Genomic DNA, 14,946 nt, shown 5'->3' with positions numbered 1-14,946 from the left:
TCCGCCATCTGTCATTCCTCCTTGCGTATGGCCTGGAAGGCCTCCTTGATCGCCGAGACCGGCGGGTCGTCCAGGTGGGTGGGTTTGCCCAAACCATCAAGAATGATAAACCGCAACTTGTTGCCACGGGCCTTTTTGTCCCGATGCATGAGGGCCAGCACCTGGTCGAAGTCTCCCCCATTCCACCAGGTCCTCAGTCCCAGGGAGGACAGAAGCTGCCGATGATAGTCGACCGCATCCTGATCCAGGTGGCCGGTGATCCTGGCCAGCTCGGCTGCGAAGACCATGCCCACGGACACGGCCTGACCATGCCGCCAGGTGAAGTGTTCGATCTTTTCGATGGCGTGGCCCAGGGTGTGCCCGTAGTTGAGGAACTCCCGCAAGCCGGACTCCTTGAGGTCGACAGAGACGTGCCGGGCCTTGACCTCGACGGTGCGTTCGATCAGATCCTGAACAACCGTACCCAGCCACTGGTCGGACTCCTGACCATCGAAGGCACGCAAGGACTCGGCTCGCTCCTCCAGCTCGCGCAGGATGCCTCCGTCCATGATGAATCCGGACTTGGCCACCTCGCCCAGACCCTCTACAAAGATGTCATTGGGCAGGGTCCGCAGGGTCCGCAAATCAGCCAATACGCCGGCAGGGGTATAGAAGCTGCCGACCAGATTCTTGCCCTGCTCCAGGTTGATGCCCGTTTTGCCCCCGGTGGAGGCATCGACCATGGCCAACAGGGAGGTGGGGCAGTTCACATAGCGGATGCCCCGCATCCAGGTGGCGGCGATGAACCCGGCCTGGTCTGTGGCCGCTCCCCCGCCCAGTCCCACGACCGCGTCGGAGCGGGTGAAGCCCTCAGTGGCCAGGCGCTCCCAGATACCCTGGCTGACCTGGATGGTCTTGCCGGCCTCCGCGTCGGGAATGGTCAGATCCACTACCTGATACCCGGCTTGTCGAAGCAGGGCCCGGGCATGGTCGGAATGGCGTTGGACCGGCTGGGTGTGAATCAGAGCGACCCTCATGGTCTGGTCACCAAGCAGCTCATGCAGTCGCCCGGTCACGCCTGCACCGATCCTCACATCGTAGGGGTCGGGACCGCTGACGTGAACCACCCGCTCAGTCAGGGCATCGGCCAGCCGTCGGGCCAGGGCACGGGGGGTGGTGTTCCTGGATTTGAGGGTGATGGTGGCCAGCTCCTGGTAGACGCTGCGACGCTCGCGATAGAGAGCCATCCAGCGCTCCGATGCACCGCCACGAAGAAGAGGACGATGATCCGAGCGAGCCGCCCGGGTGACCCCTTCCTCGGGGTCGATCTGCAGGTAGACTACAGCACCGCCTGCCCGCCGATAGTCCTGTAGCGCCTGGAAGACCCCGGTACTCATGGGAGCCCCTCCCCCCAGGGAGAGGATGCCGCCGGGAAAATCCTTCAGGAGGTCCAGGACCGCCCGGGTTTCCATGTCACGGAAAGCCTGCTCGCCTTGAGTGTCGAAGATCTCACTGACCGTTTGGCCTGCCTCTTCTTCGATACACTGGTCCGTATCCCGGAAGGGCGCCTTGATCAGGGCGGCCGTCTCCCTGCCCAGACGGGTCTTGCCCGCGCCGGGCATGCCGATGACGACGGCCTTGGGCATGCTGCTGCTGTCAATCATGCGATTACGCCCTTCACCGAAGATGCTCGGGCCAGGACTGAAGGTAGGCCTGGGCGTTGCGCCGAACCTCCTCGAGCGAGTCGCCGCCGAACTTCTCCAAGGCGAATCGCGCCAATGTCAGGTTCATCATGGCTTCGCCGATCACTGCGGCGGCAGGCACGGCGGTCACGTCGGAACGCTGATGGATGGCCTGGGCAGGCTGGCCGGTGGCCACATCCACCGTGCGCAGGGCCCGGGGTACCGAGGAGATGGGCTTCATGGCGGCCCTCACCCTGATGGGCTGGCCGTTGGAGGTGCCGCCCTCAAGGCCGCCCGCATGGTTGCTGAGTCTGCGAATGGTGCCGTCCGGACCGGGCTCCATCTCGTCATGGGCCTGTGAACCGGGTCGGTCAGCCTCGCTGAATCCATCGCCGATCTCCACACCCTTGATGGCCTGAATGCCCATGAAGGCACTGGCCAGGGCGGCATCCAGACGCCGGTCGTCCTCCACATAGGTGCCCAGGCCTGCTGGAACGCCATAAGCGATGACCTCAAAGACCCCACCGGCGGTGTCGCCGTCCTTCTTGATCTGGTCGATCCTGGCCATCATCCGCTTCTCGGCGTCCTTGTCCAGGGTCCTGACCGGGGAAGCGTCCAAGGCGGGTCCGTCCTCAGGGCCGGGCGTAGCCTCATGCCCCTCCAGGCCGACCCCCGCTATGGAGATGACATGGGAGACGGTCCGTATGCCCAGGGCCTGTTGCAGGAAGTCGGCGGCCACCGATCCCAGGGCCACCCTGGAAGCGGTCTCCCTGGCAGAGGAGCGCTCAAGGACCGGACGCGCATCCGTAAACCCGTACTTGCGCATGCCGGTCAGATCTGCATGGCCCGGCCTAGGCCTGGTCAGGGGTGCATTGCGACCGGTCGCCGGGGGCTCCTGATCGGCGGGCAGCTCGTCCACGCTCATGATCCGCTCCCACTTGGGCCACTCCGTGTTGCCGATTTCGATGGCCACTGGTGAGCCCAGCGTCCGTCCATGTCTGACTCCGGTCAGCAGCCGAACCTTGTCCTGCTCAAAGCCCATCCTGGCCCCACGGCCATAGCCCAGCCGACGACGGGCCAGGGCCGATTCGATATCCTTGGTGGATACTGCGACCCCTGCGGGCAGACCCTCCATCATGGCCACCAGGGCCTCTCCGTGGGATTCCCCTGCCGTCTGCCAGCGCAACATATTCAAGCTCCTCGTTCGTTCCTCGTTTGCCAGGTTAGGGCTACCTATGATTATCTTAGAAGATGGTCTACCTCATCCCAGCGCCGGGACTGCTGACCGCCCTCCTCCTGGCCCTGATCGACATCCGCTCCCGGCGAGTCCCCCGTCTTCTGGTGCTCTTGGGCCTGGTGCTGCAGACCGTGACCCTGCTGGTCTTTTCACTGATCCAGGCCCGGCCGATAATGCTCGCGCAGTGTCTGTTGCTGACTCTGGCATGTGCAGGACTCCAGCTCCTGCTGGCCCTGGTCCGACCCGGCGCCCTGGGATTGGGTGACGTGACGGCTACGGGTCTGGTAGCCCTGAGCCTGTCAGTTCTGGGATGGACGACCATACTGGTCTGGTGGCTGATGATGGGCCTGCTGGGACTGGTCGCCCTGGCACTGGTCTGGTTGGCTCGCCGCCGCGGGTCACCAAGGACAGACAGCCCTCTCACGCTGCCCTATGTCCCGGTCATCCTAGCCGCAGCGGTGATGGCTCTGATCATTGAAGCCGTCTAGGACCGGCAACTGAGATTCGGGGACAAGGTGCTACTTGCTCTGCTCGTTGTGCTTGGACTCCCAGGCCTTGTACTCCTTGACATCACGGTTGAACTGATCCGTGTTGTCGCTGAACCTGGTCTCTCCAGTATCCATGTTGACGGTCACAAAATAGAGCCAGTCGCCTGACTCGGGGTGCATGACCGCCTGGATGGCCTCGTCCCCCGGGCTGCCGATGGGTCCGGGTGGCAGACCCTGGTGGACCCTGGTGTTGTAGGGGTCGTTGGTGTTCTTCAGCATGGCGTCGGTCAGCTTCAGGGCGGAGACATTGTTGGAGTAGGCCACGGTGCTGTCCATGCCCAGGGGCATTCCCTTGGCCAATCGGTTTTCGATGACCCGAGCCACCTTGCTGTAGTATTCCGACTTGTTGACCTCGGCCTCGGTTATGGAAGCCGTGTTGAGTATGGTCTGCCGATCCTGACCCCCGGGCACGCCCAACTGGTCCAGATGCTCGATCCGCTTGGAGACCAGGTTGCCCAGGATGGCCTCGGCCGACCCGGCCTTGCGCACGTCATACTCGCCAGGCTGCAGCCACCCCTCGAAGTTACCCTGTGCCTCCTGGGGTAGGATGTCCTCGCCCTTGGCCTGGATCAGAGCGTCGAATTCGCTCTGTGGAACCCCGGAGAGCTGGGCGGCCCGGGCAACCACATCGCGGACCCGTTCGCCGGCCCTCACCTGCAGGAAACCTCCAGCCTTACTCCGGTCAGTAAGAATGGCCACCACGTCAGATGCCTTCATGCGCAGGCGTAAATCGAAGGTGCCAGGCAGGAGCCTGGATTCGGACTGGGTGCTAGTGATGGCATGCAGGAAGGCGGCCGTGGACTTGACCACCCCGGCTTTGACCAGATTGGCACCCACCTGATCAGCCCCCTCGCCGCTCTCGACAGTAAACTCCAGGGGCTGACCGCCCGGGCCTGGATAGTCGGGGGCGACCTCCTTGGTGGCTACGATCCGGGGGGCGCCATGGCGCAGCCCGCCCACCAGAATCGCCACGCAGGAGGTGGCCAGCACGACCGCAAGGGCGATGATGACGATCATGATCTGCTTGCGATGCTTACGCCTTTCCCGCCGACGGCGCATCTCACGACGTGAACGAGGAGGACGCGGCGGCATAGCGGAAACAGGGGCCTGCCCATCGGCAACCCACTGGACCTTGTCCTGGAAGAAATCCTGCATGTCGTCGGCCAATTAGTACTCCTTGTCGGCACGTTGGTCGTCCAGGGCCGACTGCAACAGCACAACAGCGGACTGCTGATCGACCACGGGACGATGTCTTCGCCCGTCCACGCGGGCATCGTACAGCTGACGATGGGCGCTGACGGTCGTCAGTCGTTCGTCTCGCAATACTACACTGGGCAGTTGTTCAGGAGCAACGCCAGAATCTTGTGCAGCCTCCTGCAGGCGACCGGCCAGGGCACGCATCCAGCGGGCCGCCTTTTTGGCGCTGCGACCAGCCTGGCCACTCAGCAGCAGGGGGTATCCGACTACGACCTTGGACACACATTTATCCATAATCAGGTCTTCCACCTGGTCCAGGGCCTGGAAGTAGTCGCCCTGAACCCTGATGTTGCCAGCGGGAAAGGCCAGGGTCAGCTCCGGGTCCGACAGGGCCAGACCCACCCTGGCTTCACCAAGATCCACCCCCAGCCACACGGCTGTCTGCGATCCCACGGGAAAGCTCAGCCCTCTCGGACCTGATCACTCAGGGCCTTCAAGGCCCGATCGATGGCCGAAGCATCCTGGCCGCCGCCCTGGGCGAAGTCAGGCTTACCACCGCCGCCGCCTCCCAGGACCTTGGATGCCGTCCTGACCAGGTCACCGGCCCTGAGACCCCGGTCACGGGCCACCTGGTTGGTGGCCACGAAGATGACAGGCTTCTCATCCTCGCTGACACCGGCCAGGGCGACCACAACCGGGTATTCCTCGCCCATGCGGGCCCTTGTGTCGGTCACCGCCTTGCGCAGGGCATCGACCGAACCGAAATGCTCCATATTCCGGGATGCTATCTTGACATCCCCCGGGGCGTGCAGGGCCTGGTTGGCCAGCTCGGGCACAGCCTGCGCCATCTGCCGCTCATAGGTGGCCGCCAGTCGGCGGTCGGACTCCTTGAGTTTGGCCAGCAGGGCCGAGATTCTGGACTCAAGCTCGTCGGGGCGGGCGTTGAGCTTGTCGGAGAGCTGGGAGACCAGGGCATGCTCACGGGCGTTGTACTCATAGGCCCCCTGGCCCACCACGGCATCCACACGACGGACGCCGGTGCCCACCGAGGCCTCGGACATGATGGAGACTGCACCGATCTTGCCCACGTGATCCACATGGGTTCCCCCGCACAGCTCCCGGCTCCAGCCGTCCTCGCCAATGGAGACCACACGGACCACATCGCCGTACTTCTCCCCGAACAGGTGCATGGCACCAAGGGCGATAGCGTCGTCGTACTTCATCTCCTGTGCGGTCACGGCCAGGTTGTCACGCAGGCGGTCGTTGACACGGGATTCCACCGCTTCCATGGCCTGACGGCTGGGGGCCTGCGACCACTGGAAATCAAAGCGCAGCCTGTTGGGTGCATCCTCGGAGCCGCGCTGCGTGGCCTGGGGACCGAGTTCCTCGCGCAGGGCCTTGTGGACCATGTGCGTGGCGGTGTGCGAGCGAGCAATGGCCCCGCGCCGGTTCCTGTCGATGGTGGCTGTGACCTTGGCCTGCAGGGTCAGCGTTCCCTCGGTCAGCCGGCAACGGTGGATGGTCAGCCCCTTGATGGGCTTCTGTACGTCATCCACCTCAAGGACGGCCCCATCATCGGTCAGTATCTCCCCCTGGTCGGCCAGCTGACCACCGGCCTCGGCGTAGAAGGGCGTGCGGTCCAGAATCACCTCAACCTGGGCAGGCGCCTTGACGGCCGGAACCGCTCCCTTGCCCTCCTGGATGATTCCCAGGACGGTCGAACGGCTGGAGAAGTCGGTGTAGCCCAGGAAGACCTGGGGCTCGTCCAGACTCTTGCGCATATCGTCGTAGACGCTCAGGTCCACGTTGTGCCGCTTCTTCATGGCATCGGCGCGGGCCCTGGACTTCTGCTCGTTCATGAGCTTTCGGAACTCATCCTGATCCACCTTGACACCCTGCTCGGCGGCCATCTCCAGGGTCAGTTCGATGGGGAACCCATAAGTGTCATGCAGGGTGAAGGCATCCTTGCCGGAGACCTCGGGATCGCCCTTGCCTTTCTTGGCCTTCTTGACGGCCGTGTCCAGGATGGTGGTCCCCTTGTCCAGGGTCCGGCGGAAGGCCAGCTCCTCACCATAGGCAGCTTCGGCAACATCAGAGAAGGTGTCGTTGAGCTCAGGGTAGCTGGGAGCCATGGCCTCCTTGGAAACCGGGAAGAGCTGGGGCAGAACCTCCTGGTCCACGCCCAGCATCTTCATGGAGCGGATGGTCCGGCGCAGCAGACGGCGCAGCACGTAGCCGCGGCCGACGTTGCTGGGGCGAACTCCGTCGCTCATGATCATCAGGGCCGAGCGGACGTGGTCGGCCACCACACGGAAGCGCACGTCATCCTGGGCATCGTCGCCGTAATGTCGGCCAGACAGACCCTCCGCAGCCTGGATGACGGGATAGACCTCATCGGTCTCATAGATGTTCTGCTTGCCCTGGAGCAGGTAGGCCAAGCGCTCCAGTCCGGCGCCGGTGTCGATGTTCTTGTGCTCAAGCTCCCCTACAATGTGCAGGTCGGTCTTGGAGCGGACGTTGTCCACCTCATAGTTCTCGAAGACCAGATCCCAGATCTCGATATAACGGTTCTCGTCGGCCGAGGGGCCGCCCTCCTTGCCGTAGGCAGGGCCGCGATCCACGTAGATCTCGGAGCAGGGACCGCCGGGACCGGGGCCGCCGGTGGTCCAGAAGTTGTCCTCCATGCCCAGGATCTCCATGTGTTCGGGGTCGAAGCCCTCGTTCTTCCACAGGGAGCGGGCCTCGTCATCGTCGGTGTAGGTGGTGACCCAGATCGTTTCGGGGTCGAAGCCGTAGCCGCCCTGGTCCTGGGGCTTGGTCAGCAGGTCCCAGGCATAGTGGATGGCCTCCTCCTTGAAGTAGTCCCCAAAGGAGAAGTTGCCCAGCATCTGGAAGAAGGTGCCATGACGGGTGGTCTTGCCCACCTCGTCGATGTCCAGGGTGCGCACGCACTTCTGGTTGCTGGCCATCCGGCTCTTGGGCGGGGTCTGTTCCCCCAGCAGGTAGGGGATGAAGGGGACCATGCCGGCGATGGTGAAGAGAGTGGTGGGATTGGGCGAGATCAGGGAGGCGGAGGGAACCACCAGATGATCCTTGTCCTGGAAATAATCGAGGAAACGCTTGGCGATTTCCGATGTGCGCATGCTGCTTCTGCTCCTTCAGACCCGGTGAACGCCGACTGGATTACGGGTTGTCCAAATGACTCGGTTGTCCGGGGCGCGGACAGGTTGCTCGCACTCCGGACTCTTAGCTGAATATGGTGATTTTACACCGACCAGGCGCATCTGTCCTGGCCTGTCCGCCCCAGGCTCAGCCCTGGAAACGGTCCAGATAGCGGCGGTCCAGCTCGTCCTGCCGCTGATGCATTGTCTGGGTGAACTGGCGCACCAGACCGGACAGGGTCCGTGAAGCCACCTGGTCCTGGTCCTCGCCCAGCACGAATTCCCTTGCACGCTTGGGGGTATTGGCCCTCACATAGGCTTCGGCCTTGGTCACCAGGACCACGCCTGCGGTGACACCCAGCCCCATCCAGAAGATCCGTTTGAACATCAGCGGGTCCTCCCCTCGTTCCCCTGGCCATCATTGGCCTTTTTTGCTGCTGCGGGCTTGGATTCGGCGCTCTTGCGGCCTCCTGAGAGGAATGACGAGATCGTCTTGCGCAGGGCATAGAGGAAGGCTGCCACCTTGATGACCGGCTTGCCCAGCATTGATCCATACAGGTCGGTCAGGGCGCCGACGTTGCCTGCCGTGGTCGAAGCCGCTGCGGAGATGCGATTGACGTCGGTCAGGGTCTGGTTGAGCTGGGTGACCGTGCTGGCGGACTCGTCCAGGGTGGGCACGACATGGTCGCCCGCCTGCTTGATGGTCTGCGCCAGCTGATCGAAGAGCTTCCCCAGACGAATCAGGGGATAGATCAGAAACCCTGCCAGGATAGCGAAGGCAATGGCTGCTATCAGGCCGGCAATCTGTCCTACGTCCATCTGCTACCTCTCTTCCATTGGTACGATACTGGGGACAACGCTAGCACGCGCTGTCTATCAGTCCAGGCCATGACCGGCCTGTTGAAGCCGATTCATTGATTGAAGGACCGGACCTTGAGGGCCCGCTCAAAGGGAGCATCCGTATCGAAGTCGAATATGGTGACGCTTCCGTTGCTCGGACGGCTGCTGGTGTCGTAACGGCCGCCGCCGAAACGGTTGACCAGACTGAGCAGGGTGTTGCCGTGCGAAATCAGCAGGACGCGATCCTCGTTCTTCAGATGCGAATCGGCTGCAATCAGGGCGAACCCGCCGGCAATACGCGTCCAGTACTCGCTGTCGGACTCCGCATCCCCAAAGGGGTCGGCCTCCTTGAGGAAGTCCCTGGTGGCGGCCAGACCGAACTGGTCCACAATCTGCTGGTAGGTGCCTGCTCCATGAGGCGCGCCTGCAGCCCACCAGGCCATGGCCATGTCCTGCCCCTCGAAATATCCATAGAATTGCTCGCGAAAGTGGCTGTCGCTGACCGGCTCGGGCTTGTTCTCCGACTGGTTTTGGTCCAGGATCCTGCGGACTGTCTCCTGGGCGCGTGTGGTGTCCGAGCAGTATGCGGCCGCGAAACTCACCTTGTTTAATTTACGACCCGCACGGTCGGCATCCTCCAGCCCCGATGAAGTCAAGGGCGAGTTGGACCAGCCCTGAAGACGGTTGTAACGATTGAAATAGGTCTGCCCATGGCGGACGGCATACAGATGGAGCAACATGCCCCTATTATCCCACCCATACCCCAGCAGGGGCGGCAAATCCTGACATGCAAAGGGCCCCGGACGAACCGGAGCCCCAAAAGTTCTTAGTGCTCAGCGAGCGTAGAACTCGACCACGTACTGGATGTTGATCTGAACCGGAATCTCCTCCGGCTCGGGCTTGCGGACCAGGCTGGCCTTCAGTGAGGCCAGGTCCACGTCCAGGTAGCCGGGGACTGCGGGCAGCACATCCCGGTGGACACCTTCAGCAGCGATCTGGAAGGGCACCATAGTCTGGCTCTTGGGCTTGACCTGAATGGTCTGGCCGGGCTTGACTCTGTAGGAGGGACGGTCCACGATGTTGCCGTCGACCAGGATGTGGCGGTGAACCACGTACTGACGGGCCTGGGCGGTGGTACGGGCGATGCCGGCGCGCAGGACCAGGTTGTCCAGGCGGCACTCCAGCTCGCGAAGCATTGCGGCACCGGTCTGGCCGGACTCGTGGGTGCCCCGCTCATAGGCGGCACGCAGCTGCTTCTCGGAAACACCGTACTGGGCGCGCAGCCTCTGCTTCTCACGCAGACGGACGGCGTAGTCGGACTCGGTGCGACGGCGGCTGCGGCCGTGCTCACCGGGGCCATAGGGGCGCTTCTCGAACAGGCGCTGGGCCTTGGGAGTCAGGGCGATGCCCAGAGCGCGGGACAGGCGGACCTGGCGACGCGCACGCTGAATGTTAGTCATTGATGCAATCCTTACTTGCTTCTGTCGTTATCTGAACGAAGACGGCCGGAACCGTCGAGTCAGGCCTCTCCAATGCTTCACCGTGCCAAGCACGAACGACCTTGCGGCCGCCGACCCATTGATGGGCTGAGACTCCAGATAGGTCCGCGCACAAATGCGCAAACCAAGGCTTTATTAAACCACATGTGCCCGACCGACGGCAGAGCGTATGTTGTGATATATTCATACCAACGGTCGGTATGATATTGGGTCAAGACTGGCAGACTGCCCAACCAATCAACAACGACTCATCATCATCTACCTGAAAGGAAAACGGCCATGGCCCGCAACGCACATCCTGAGCTGACGCAGGAACGAATCATCAAAGCCGCCACGGAGCTCTTCACCCGCCAGGGCTACGACAAAACCAGTATGCAGGACATCATTGATGCGACCGGAGGCTTGAGCAAGGGGGCCGTCTACCACCACTTTCAATCCAAGGAGGACCTCTTCGACGCCGTTTCCGACAGGTTGATGAACACCATGAGCGAGACGACCAGCAAGAACCATACCCGGTCGAAGCAAGGCACGGCTTTGAACCATTTGCAGTCACTCTTCTCTCCCAAGCGAGCGCAAAAGAGACTGGAGGCCGCGAATTTGATGTTCCGCGAATTCAGCCCAAAGGCCAATCCCAAGATGATCGGCATGGAATTCACCGCCTTAGTAGATGAGCGGGACGACTTTATCGACCTCTTGAAGCAGGGCAATCAGGACGGCTCAATGCACGTGGACCAAGTCGAACAAGCCGCGGAGATCCTCCGCCTACTGGCCAACATGTGGCTGCTGCCCTTCTTTCGCCGGGGCACGCAGACGGAGCTGCGCGCCAGAGCCGCCTGTTTCTTCTCGATCATGCAGGGCTTGGGCATCCCCCTACAAGATCAGGGATTCTCGGACCTTCTGGCATCCTTCGGCACCGACGCCAAAAGCAACGACCATGAGAAGACTGAAAGCGAAGTCACGATATGAACCCGCCCGCTCACGACCAAGGTCCAAGTAGAGACCGCTCCAAGGGCAGAGGGCTGCTGACACTGCCCTTCATTGCTCTTCTGACGACTGAGATTCTTTCCAATCTGGGGCAAACATGCTTGGTCTTCGCCCTGCCGCTTCACCTGCTCAATATTTCAGGATCGGCATCCCTCTATGGCATGGCATCCGCTCTGGCCGTCCTTCCATCCATACTCCTGACCCCTCTGGGCGGAGCTCTGGCCGACCGGCTGCACAAGCAGTCCACCATGGCGGTTCTGGACATTTTGTCAGCATTGACCGCCTTCTTATATATCCTGATCAGCCACAAGATTGATCCGGTTTTTTTGACCGTGACCTGCATGATGCTGTTTAATGCCTACAGGGCCTGCTACAGCCCAACAGTACAGGCGGCCCTTCACCGCCTGGTAGACAGAAAAGACCTGACCCGTGCATCAGCCCTGGTTTCCCAGGCGATCTCCCTGGTAGGAATGATCGGACCAGTATTGGCCGGCATGGTCATGGGATTCTTCGGAATCATGCAAGTGGTCGGAGTTGCCGCCTTGGCCTGTCTTCTCTCTGCCGTCTGGATCAGGATCGCCGTCAGGATTCCCGAACCAGCGCAGGGCCCCTCACAAGGCCCAAGAGCGCTGGTGGGCCACCTGGTCACGGACACCAAAGCCGCTGCACAATTCCTCGTCAGACATAGCAACCTCAAAGTGGTCATAGGACTCAGCCTGGCAGCCAACCTGATCTTTGCCTCCTACATCAACGTGGCCCTGCCATACATGGTCACTCGCACGCTGGGTCTGAGCAATGCCATGCAGGGGCTGGCCGAAGGAATACTGGCCTGCGGAAGCCTACTTGGAGCCATCTTGGTGTCCATCCGTCCGGACTGGTTCTATCTGCAACGGATACCCATACTGCTCTCGGGCAGTGCCCTGGTTCTCCTACCCATTGCGGCAGGACTGCTTTTGCATTTGCCTACATATGCCCTCTTCGCCCTGGTAACCGGATGCATGGCTCTGGCTGCGGGAATAGTGCAGACGGTCAACATCACTTCCCTGTCATATGAGCAGATTCATACCCCTTCAATGCTGATAGGCAAGGTGATAGGGCTGACCAACAGTCTATGCATGTGCGCGATTCCGCTGGGGCAGGCCGCTTTCGGCCCGCTGATCGACCACTGCCCCATGACCCTGATTATCACTGGAGTGGTCATTGTGACACTGCTGACATGCCTGGTAGCCAGGCTGGCCATGAAACCGGACGAATGACTGGCAAATCAGGAGTCATCCGATCATACTGGGGTCGGAGCTGACAGGAGCGACCAGGGTGGCCCGGGTGCGTGTCAGACGGGAGACCATGAGACCGACACAGGCATAGGCCAGAGCGAACAGGAAAACCACGGTCAGCGGAAGACCCCAAGAGGCCAAATCTGCTGCGCTCGAATCCATGATTGATTGGACTGCAGTGTTGTACCACCAGCCCGGCGTCAGTTTGCCGATAGTCTGCATAATCGGAGGCAGAGGGCCGCCGGAACTTGACCCGGAGGTGAACATAACCACCAGGCCGAAGGTGACCCCGACGGAGTTTATGAGCGAAGAAGAAGGATTGAACTGAGCAAGCACGAATCCAAAGGATGCCGCCGAAACAGCGAATACCAGCATGGCGAAAAAACTCAGCAGCACCCTATCCCAGCCAAGTGAAGCCAGGGACACCCCCGATGCCGCCATACTGAAGGCAACAAGTGCCACGTAGTATGCCCAAGAGAAGCCTGCCAGGATGAGGGCTGCTGTGAGTTCCTGTCCGTTCAGGCTGGTTGATCGCATTGGAGAGGCAAGCAGGCGTCGATGTCGGTCAGGAGAAATGAAAGCTCCGAAGAGCGTGGCAACGCAGACCGTCAATGCCGTCATCAGGGGAAAGGCAGCCAGGCCGACTGTCGTAGCGAAGCCTTTCAACAGGGCTCCATGTCCATCAGACTTCGGGCTGGCATGGATGCTCACATGTGGCTGGTTGCCGGAATAGTGGGCCACTGCATAGGCAGCAGCATCCTTGACCGCCGTAAACGAATGCTGATCCATCGAACCGTTTTGGCCCAGACCCGTAAGCAAGGCAGTACGAAGAGCATCAAAATAACTGTCCACCTGCAATTGTGCCAGACTGCCGCGGCTGGAATTATAGGAGGCAGCCGTTTCAACCTTGGGAAAATCAGACGTCTTACCGCCGCTGTGAGCTTGGGCAGCAGTGTCTTCAAGCGCCTCAAGGAACCGTTGACCATATCCCTTAGGAATGATGACAGTTAAATCACTTTTGCCGGATACGTTGGCATCCTGCAGAGCTTGAGGTTTATCGTCGACTGTCTCCAGATGGGCCGACTTGCCCAAATATTTCTTCAGACCCTGGCCCAGCTCGCAACCAATCTGGTTACCGCAATCCCTGTTGATGACGACCACCTTCGCACGTGCGGGTTCAAAGCGACCAACCGAGCTTGAGGCATTGGCACGCACCGTGGCCTGCATATTCGCGGAACCGACGACAACCATGATCAGGCTCATGCCCACCAGGTACAGGAGCAGGTAGAACTTATGCGCCCAGATGACGCGCAGTGCTGTTTTACAAGTATTCATACCGTTGTTTCCTTAGAAGCAGACCACAGATTGTCAGGAAGATGGCGGCCATAATGGCCACGATGCCGCAGGTGCGGGCGAAGGGTGCCAGGCTGTCGTAGTAGACGATGTCGTAGAAGAGGTTGGAGACCTGCTTGACTGGGTTGAGCAGGTGAAGGATAGGAGCATGCTCCTGGATGGCGTTGTTGAGGTCCATGGTCATGCTGCCGTAGAGGCCGATAAAGGTGCTCAGGGTGCAATCGATGCCTATGACCAGACCAACCTTCGTTTCGGTAAGGAGTTTGGGAATAGCGCCCATCATAGAGCCGAAAGCGGTGGCCATAAAGGTGCCCACGGCGATGGCTATGAGTGCTATCGGGTCACGACCACCGTTTTGCACGCCGCAGACTGTGCGGACGAAGATGTAGGCGACCAGGAGGCTGACTGCAGAGACGAGCCAGGAGGCCAGGAAGGCGCCAGCTGCCTGCCTCCACTTGGGGCTGGGCGAGCTGGCCTGTCGGGCTCCCAGGGCTGAAAGGTTGGGCTGAGTCCTGGCAATCATCTCGGCTGCGGTGCTGGCTCCGATAAGGCAGGCCATAGCAAGCACAGCGAAGAAGTAGGGCGCGGTCATAGAAGGATGGATGTGCGTCAGGCGGATTTGCTTGGTATAGGTCTGTCCGCCAGATTGCAGCAGAATTTGGTTGCTTGGTGGGGCAATGGCTGCCCTTGAGGAGTTGGCCTGGTTGAAGCTGCCCAGAGAGGCGGACAGAATGGAGACCGCTATGCCTTCGGAGGCGGTTGCATCGGATTGGATGCTGGCGGCTTCGCGGTCGGACAGGACCATGTTGACCAGTCCGTCAGAATTCGCGTACAGGTAGCCAATATCCTTCCGGCTATCCAGACGCGTATTTGCTTCGGCCTTGGTAGCCACCGTCGTCGGGATAAGCAGCTGAGTGTCCTTGGATCCAGCCTCGGGTTTCTTCGATAGTGAGGAAACCAACTCGTCAGCGCCTGGGCTGGCTTTCCAGTTGGCATCCGAAACAATGGCGAAATGTTGCGCCTCAGCAGTGTAACTGTCTTGCAGGTTGCCCATGATTCCTAGCATCAGAGCGGCCAGAATGACCGGGAAGGCCAGGACCCAGAAGAGGGAGGAGGTGTTGCGTATCGAGGTCTTGACGTTGATCAGGAATGAGTTCCACATAGATAGGTGCTCCTTACGGCAATTGAGCCT

The 14,946-nt window shown here is 61.1% G+C and carries 14 protein-coding genes; 3 read left to right on the top strand and 11 right to left on the bottom strand.

The annotated features are described in order from the left end of the window. Window positions 1-11: 11 nt before the first annotated feature. On the bottom strand, window positions 12-1,643 hold the full coding sequence (locus tag P272_RS0105600; RefSeq protein WP_029678560.1) for a bifunctional shikimate kinase/3-dehydroquinate synthase: 1,632 nt from the start codon (window positions 1,641-1,643) through the stop codon (window positions 12-14). A gap of 13 nt (window positions 1,644-1,656) precedes the next feature. Continuing rightward, window positions 1,657-2,850, bottom strand: coding sequence for a chorismate synthase (gene aroC, locus P272_RS0105595; RefSeq protein ID WP_029678559.1), 1,194 nt, complete (start codon window positions 2,848-2,850; stop codon window positions 1,657-1,659). Between the two features lie 62 nt (window positions 2,851-2,912). Here aroC and P272_RS0105590 point away from each other — a divergent pair, with 62 nt between their 5' ends. After that, window positions 2,913-3,386, top strand: a complete 474-nt coding sequence (locus P272_RS0105590; RefSeq protein ID WP_029678558.1) for a prepilin peptidase — start codon at window positions 2,913-2,915, stop codon at window positions 3,384-3,386. Between the two features lie 30 nt (window positions 3,387-3,416). Here P272_RS0105590 and mltG read toward each other — a convergent pair whose 3' ends face one another. The 7 genes from mltG to rpsD form a co-directional block, all read right to left on the bottom strand. Next, window positions 3,417-4,613 (bottom strand): endolytic transglycosylase MltG, encoded by a 1,197-nt coding sequence (mltG, locus tag P272_RS0105585; RefSeq protein WP_029678557.1) that lies wholly within the window; start codon window positions 4,611-4,613, stop codon window positions 3,417-3,419. Next, window positions 4,614-5,096 carry a Holliday junction resolvase RuvX gene (ruvX, locus tag P272_RS0105580; protein ID WP_029678556.1) on the bottom strand — a complete coding sequence of 161 codons (483 nt, stop codon included), beginning with the start codon at window positions 5,094-5,096 and terminating at the stop codon, window positions 4,614-4,616. Between the two features lie 8 nt (window positions 5,097-5,104). Beyond that, window positions 5,105-7,786 carry an alanine--tRNA ligase gene (gene alaS, locus P272_RS0105575; RefSeq protein ID WP_029678555.1) on the bottom strand — a complete coding sequence of 894 codons (2,682 nt, stop codon included), beginning with the start codon at window positions 7,784-7,786 and terminating at the stop codon, window positions 5,105-5,107. Between the two features lie 166 nt (window positions 7,787-7,952). Further along, window positions 7,953-8,192, bottom strand: a complete 240-nt coding sequence (locus tag P272_RS0105570) for a hypothetical protein (protein ID WP_024627396.1) — start codon at window positions 8,190-8,192, stop codon at window positions 7,953-7,955. Further along, on the bottom strand, window positions 8,192-8,623 hold the full coding sequence (locus P272_RS0105565) for a DUF948 domain-containing protein (RefSeq protein ID WP_029678554.1): 432 nt from the start codon (window positions 8,621-8,623) through the stop codon (window positions 8,192-8,194). Before P272_RS0105565 ends, P272_RS0105570 begins: the two co-directional genes overlap by 1 nt. Window positions 8,624-8,715: 92 nt before the next feature. Continuing rightward, on the bottom strand, window positions 8,716-9,384 hold the full coding sequence (locus tag P272_RS0105560; RefSeq protein ID WP_029678553.1) for a histidine phosphatase family protein: 669 nt from the start codon (window positions 9,382-9,384) through the stop codon (window positions 8,716-8,718). A 93-nt stretch (window positions 9,385-9,477) separates the two neighbouring features. Beyond that, window positions 9,478-10,104 carry a 30S ribosomal protein S4 gene (gene rpsD, locus P272_RS0105555; protein ID WP_015021916.1) on the bottom strand — a complete coding sequence of 209 codons (627 nt, stop codon included), beginning with the start codon at window positions 10,102-10,104 and terminating at the stop codon, window positions 9,478-9,480. A gap of 318 nt (window positions 10,105-10,422) precedes the next feature. Here rpsD and P272_RS0105550 point away from each other — a divergent pair, with 318 nt between their 5' ends. Then, a complete protein-coding gene (locus P272_RS0105550; RefSeq protein ID WP_029678552.1) occupies window positions 10,423-11,109 on the top strand; it encodes a TetR/AcrR family transcriptional regulator in 687 nt (228 codons plus the stop codon). After that, entirely contained in the window at window positions 11,106-12,383 is a 1,278-nt protein-coding gene (locus tag P272_RS0105545; protein WP_052323210.1) for an MFS transporter, read from the top strand. Before P272_RS0105550 ends, P272_RS0105545 begins: the two co-directional genes overlap by 4 nt. A 15-nt stretch (window positions 12,384-12,398) precedes the next feature. Here P272_RS0105545 and P272_RS0105540 read toward each other — a convergent pair whose 3' ends face one another. Both P272_RS0105540 and P272_RS0105535 read right to left on the bottom strand, forming a co-directional pair. Further along, the gene (locus P272_RS0105540; protein ID WP_029678550.1) at window positions 12,399-13,736 is read right to left on the bottom strand and encodes an ABC transporter permease; all 1,338 of its coding nucleotides are present in this window, start codon (window positions 13,734-13,736) and stop codon (window positions 12,399-12,401) included. After that, window positions 13,723-14,916, bottom strand: coding sequence for an ABC transporter permease (locus tag P272_RS0105535; protein WP_029678549.1), 1,194 nt, complete (start codon window positions 14,914-14,916; stop codon window positions 13,723-13,725). The genes P272_RS0105540 and P272_RS0105535 overlap by 14 nt, the downstream gene beginning before the upstream one ends. Window positions 14,917-14,946 lie beyond the last annotated feature (30 nt).

It is taken from the genome of Bifidobacterium sp. 7101, assembly GCF_000499285.1.
GTDB lineage: Bacteria > Actinomycetota > Actinomycetes > Actinomycetales > Bifidobacteriaceae > Bombiscardovia > Bombiscardovia apis_A.
This window is presented reverse-complemented; position numbering and strand designations above follow the sequence as displayed.

Bases quoted from the DNA above. Each gene is read 5' to 3' on its own strand.
- P272_RS0105570 (WP_024627396.1), bottom strand. From the start codon at position 8,192: ATGTTCAAACGGATCTTCTGGATGGGGCTGGGTGTCACCGCAGGCGTG.
- P272_RS0105540 (WP_029678550.1), bottom strand. From the start codon at position 13,736: ATGAATACTTGTAAAACAGCACTGCGCGTCATCTGGGCGCATAAGTTC.
- P272_RS0105590 (WP_029678558.1), top strand. From the start codon at position 2,913: ATGGTCTACCTCATCCCAGCGCCGGGACTGCTGACCGCCCTCCTCCTG.
- rpsD (WP_015021916.1), bottom strand. From the start codon at position 10,104: ATGACTAACATTCAGCGTGCGCGTCGCCAGGTCCGCCTGTCCCGCGCT.
- P272_RS0105550 (WP_029678552.1), top strand. From the start codon at position 10,423: ATGGCCCGCAACGCACATCCTGAGCTGACGCAGGAACGAATCATCAAA.
- aroC (WP_029678559.1), bottom strand. From the start codon at position 2,850: ATGTTGCGCTGGCAGACGGCAGGGGAATCCCACGGAGAGGCCCTGGTG.
- P272_RS0105535 (WP_029678549.1), bottom strand. From the start codon at position 14,916: ATGTGGAACTCATTCCTGATCAACGTCAAGACCTCGATACGCAACACC.
- P272_RS0105545 (WP_052323210.1), top strand. From the start codon at position 11,106: ATGAACCCGCCCGCTCACGACCAAGGTCCAAGTAGAGACCGCTCCAAG.
- P272_RS0105600 (WP_029678560.1), bottom strand. From the start codon at position 1,643: ATGATTGACAGCAGCAGCATGCCCAAGGCCGTCGTCATCGGCATGCCC.
- P272_RS0105560 (WP_029678553.1), bottom strand. From the start codon at position 9,384: ATGTTGCTCCATCTGTATGCCGTCCGCCATGGGCAGACCTATTTCAAT.
- P272_RS0105565 (WP_029678554.1), bottom strand. From the start codon at position 8,623: ATGGACGTAGGACAGATTGCCGGCCTGATAGCAGCCATTGCCTTCGCT.
- alaS (WP_029678555.1), bottom strand. From the start codon at position 7,786: ATGCGCACATCGGAAATCGCCAAGCGTTTCCTCGATTATTTCCAGGAC.